Below are 3,688 nucleotides of genomic sequence, written 5' to 3' on the forward strand. Positions count from 1 at the left end.
CGTTGTCGACGTGAACCTTGTCAGGGAGACCCGCGACGGGCCACGGCTCCACAATGTCGCGCTCTTTGAGCCAGGCCGTCTTGTCGAAGACTGAGTGTAGCAGGCACAGGCTTGTCGACAGGCGAGACGGGGCGTCCAGGGGGCCTCGGTCGAGATGCTGATCGACGACATCCAGGCCGAGCTGGCCGGTCGACCCTACGAGTTGGAGCATGTGGCTAGCGGTTGGATGTTTCGCACGAAGACCCAGTTCGCCGATGCCATCAAAGCCGCGGCCGATCTTGGCGAGCAGTCCTTGGCCTTCACCGAGATGGAGATGGGCGTGCTCTGCGCCATTGCCTATCACCAGCCCATCGACCGGGCTCGGCTGAAGGACATCTTTGGCAAGGAGGTCAGCCGCGATCTGCTGGCACGGCTGCGGTACAAAGACCTGATCGCATCTGGACCGCGGGCGCCACGGGCTGGTGCGCCGCATACCTTTGTGACAACGGAGACGTTTCTGACGACGTTTGATCTGCAGAGTTTGCGGGACCTGCCGGAGTTGGATCTGGCTGTTGGAAACGTCGACGAGTAGGCTTGGGCACCGCAGGTCTGAGGCTCCTTGCTTTCAATTGGTCGGGCGGATTTGCAGATGCTGATCTCCAAATGCTTTGTGTTCAAATTTTGGATTTTGACAGTTCATTTCGTCAAATCGCATGGTGCTCCAGAGCATGACGTGCACGTTCACTTAAGCTTTAAGCTCAGACTTCATATTGTCGCCCGCGATGAGGCGAGGCAGGTAGGGTCGGCGTTGTATCAAGTTCATAAGGTCCCAGCGCATGTTTTTCGCGAACGTATCGTCTAGACCATCCGGGGTCTCAAATTTGTATCGTTGCATTTACATCTTCTCATCAAACCAGAAGACCGCCGAACGATCATATTCTGGCTTGAGATACAGGTGGACCTCCCAGACTATTGAACTTAGAAATTCCGCGATCTGACTGGATTGATACGTGAAGGCGTGACGATAAAACCAGTCTTGGAACTCAGGTAATGCGAGATAGCATTCCTCCATCGATTTCGCGTGACCGTTGGATTCAAGCGTTGATTGAAGACTTTTGACCACGCCTTCCAATCGCGTGAAATTGTGCTTCCCGATATCCCCTGTCATCTTCAGCGCCTTGATCCGTTGGATCGTCATATCCAACTCAAGATCCATGGAAGGAAACCAAACCTTTTCAATGAATGTATCCCCATCAAGCCAGCTGGCGAATGCGTGCACCGCGTCTGTCAATTGGGGGCTTGCCGCCCCAAGCTGCGGCTCGTCGCAGACAGCTTTCAGGAAGTGAAGGTAAGTTCGTTGAGAACCGCTTGCGTTTGTCGCAGGAGGGGGTAGCCCGAAAGGAAGCAGCCCCCCCTTTTTGGGATTTGGGGTCGACAAGAAATCCCCCAGGAGGATGTTGAATAATCGCGCATGCACGTCAGTCCGGAACATTATGTTGCTCCAGTCAGGCGACCACTCTTCTACCACCATGGCACGATTGAGCATGTCGTCTATGAGATGACATACAGCGTTCAAGATGATCGTTTCCCGTTCGAGCTTGTTCAATCGAGAAGTCCTGTCCGATGCGCGAGCTTGATTGATCGGACGATTTCATCTGCTATGCCAACCTCGCTCGCGATGGACGGCCAATTGGATACGGCGGATTCGACTTGGGAGATAAGCGTACGCGCTTTGGTCGGTTTCACGCCAGCGATCTCCGCGAATTCGAGCAAGTCCATTTGAGTGAAGTTATCGCGCTTTCCGTTTAAGCTCATCTGGTGACGGTTCGTCCAGGCACCAGAGGGATTGAAGGAGTAGGTCACGTCAAAAGCAGGTGACAATACCCAATTGCCGGAACGGTCCATCAGAAAGGCGATATTCTTCACATGGTCATCTTGATTGCGTGCGATGATGTTGAAGACCGTGCGCAGGAATTGCTGCTCAAGTGCCGGGGCTCCCAGACCCAAGGAGCGGATCGTCAGGATCGCTTGCTCATAAGAATAGCCGCTGGGATCGTTGAAATCATAATGTTGTAGCGCGCATAGCGACTGCATATGCAGTTTATCGTTTTCGCCATCATCTCCAGCCGTCCGATCAAACCGCCGCGTCATGAAATGGCTCCTGCCACCTTCGCGATGTAATCTGCACTCTGCCATCTCGATACCTGCCTCTGCGGCCATCCTTGAATAGGCAAACTCGATGAGGCCGAACCCTTGTGGATCAGGTTCTTCTTTGTCCACGTTATTTTCGATACCGTCGAATTTTAGCAGCCAGTGTTCGAAACCGGCCCCGGCATCGATCTGTCCATGTCTGAATTCGCCGGTTTCGCGATTCCATGCCAAGATCGCCTTAGCCCTTGCCCCACCTGCCGATGTCCCAACACGCAGGATATCATTGATCACCTCGAGATCATTCTCGCCGGTCAGCGTCCCCTCTAAGGCTTCTTTCTCGCTCAACACCATGTTGGCAAGCTTCGTTAGGCCGGCGACATCCACCTTTCTGGCTTTGCCAGTGTTACTAGAAATCGCTGGTTTGAATTCCAACGCTCCCATCGCGCGGCTCCCGACATAGCAAAGCCTCTCGACAGGGTTGAAGCTTTCAGGTGTCCGCTCCTGTGTCGCCAGCCAAGTATTGATGAGCCTGTCGCCGAATTTGTCGGGCAGGGCATCCGCCAGCAATCCCGGCAGGCCCTTGAATGTATTTTTTGGAAGGGCTGGGAATGAGTAGGGATCGGGGGAAAGCGGCATGACAAGCGGCGACAGTTCGATGCCAGACTCTGCGAAATCCGGATCATATTGGAAGGTCGCAAATTCATCTTCTGCGCGCCATGATACGGCCGCCACCTGACGGCCCCACAAATTCACCGACGCATCTGTTGTCTCATCCGCCATCTTGTTTCGATCCCCATCGCCATGGTTGTTTGTTCTTCGATCTTACTTGGGAAGAACTCGCGCGCTTGCGTTCGCTTCCCTTCATCCGCACACGCTCGATTGGCCGGATTGCTGGATCTGGAATCAGTAACTCTACATTGCCGTCCAGTTTGAGCGCGCTCAGGATCCGGAAGAACGTGTCCAGCGTCCCACCGTTTCCGGCTTCCAGTCTCCTGAGCGTACGGATTCCGATCCCGGCCTGCTCTGCCAGATCAGCTTGTGTGATGTTACGCGACAGGCGTAATCGCTCGATACGCTGTCCCAAAACCTGTTCATGTTTTGTGGGTGATCGGTTCGACGGCTGTTGTTTAAGGGCCATGTTTGACCTATAAGGTTACAATATTGTTTTAAAGAGGCCGATATTGGCCTCTTGGCGCATTGTCAAGAAAGCTAGTCAACAGGTCATTTATGGCCGCCCAAAGATAAAATCAATACTTAATAGGTCAATAATTGCCGCTTAACCTTAAACAAGGTTTCCTACTGAGACCGATCACGGGACCACGAGGAAGAACTAAATCACGACACTCATGTCACTTGGCACTTAATTGTAAGATTGCGGTAGTTTTTGAAGGACTGGGCAGTTAACTTGAAACCAAGAAGGCCTTCAGTCTCAAGTTAGCTGCATCTGGCAGGGGTCCGGCAGTCCGAACGCCGGGTTGCTCAGATGGTCGATCTCGTCGGCAAGTGGGGCGGTCATGGCAGTTCGGCATCAATTCAACTTCGGAGCATCAATCTCAGT

3 protein-coding genes and 1 pseudogene are annotated in these 3,688 nt (G+C 53.4%); 1 reads left to right on the forward strand and 3 read right to left on the reverse strand.

From position 1 onward, the window contains the following. Nucleotides 1-148 precede the first annotated feature (148 nt). A pseudogene (gene scpB / locus ACFWW2_RS12025) lies at nucleotides 149-571 on the forward strand (SMC-Scp complex subunit ScpB); the annotation flags it as partial. A 303-nt stretch (nucleotides 572-874) separates the two neighbouring features. Here scpB and ACFWW2_RS12030 read toward each other — a convergent pair. From ACFWW2_RS12030 to ACFWW2_RS12040, 3 genes are read right to left on the reverse strand one after another with little or no spacing between them, the layout of a single operon-like run. Further along, nucleotides 875-1,585 carry a hypothetical protein gene (locus tag ACFWW2_RS12030; RefSeq protein WP_393928321.1) on the reverse strand — a complete coding sequence of 237 codons (711 nt, stop codon included), beginning with the start codon at nucleotides 1,583-1,585 and terminating at the stop codon, nucleotides 875-877. After that, on the reverse strand, nucleotides 1,582-2,910 hold the full coding sequence (locus ACFWW2_RS12035) for a type II toxin-antitoxin system HipA family toxin (RefSeq protein ID WP_393928322.1): 1,329 nt from the start codon (nucleotides 2,908-2,910) through the stop codon (nucleotides 1,582-1,584). Before ACFWW2_RS12035 ends, ACFWW2_RS12030 begins: the two co-directional genes overlap by 4 nt. Continuing rightward, nucleotides 2,900-3,268: a helix-turn-helix domain-containing protein gene (locus ACFWW2_RS12040; RefSeq protein ID WP_393928323.1), complete on the reverse strand. Its 369-nt coding sequence runs from the start codon at nucleotides 3,266-3,268 to the stop codon at nucleotides 2,900-2,902. Before ACFWW2_RS12040 ends, ACFWW2_RS12035 begins: the two co-directional genes overlap by 11 nt. Nucleotides 3,269-3,688: the final 420 nt, after the last annotated feature.

It is taken from the genome of Yoonia sp. R2-816 (genome assembly GCF_046762905.1).
GTDB lineage: Bacteria > Pseudomonadota > Alphaproteobacteria > Rhodobacterales > Rhodobacteraceae > Yoonia.

Excerpts from the sequence above, each read along its gene's own strand:
- ACFWW2_RS12035 (WP_393928322.1), bottom strand. The coding sequence starts at position 2,910 with ATGGCGGATGAGACAACAGATGCGTCGGTGAATTTGTGGGGCCGTCAG.
- ACFWW2_RS12040 (WP_393928323.1), bottom strand. The coding sequence starts at position 3,268 with ATGGCCCTTAAACAACAGCCGTCGAACCGATCACCCACAAAACATGAA.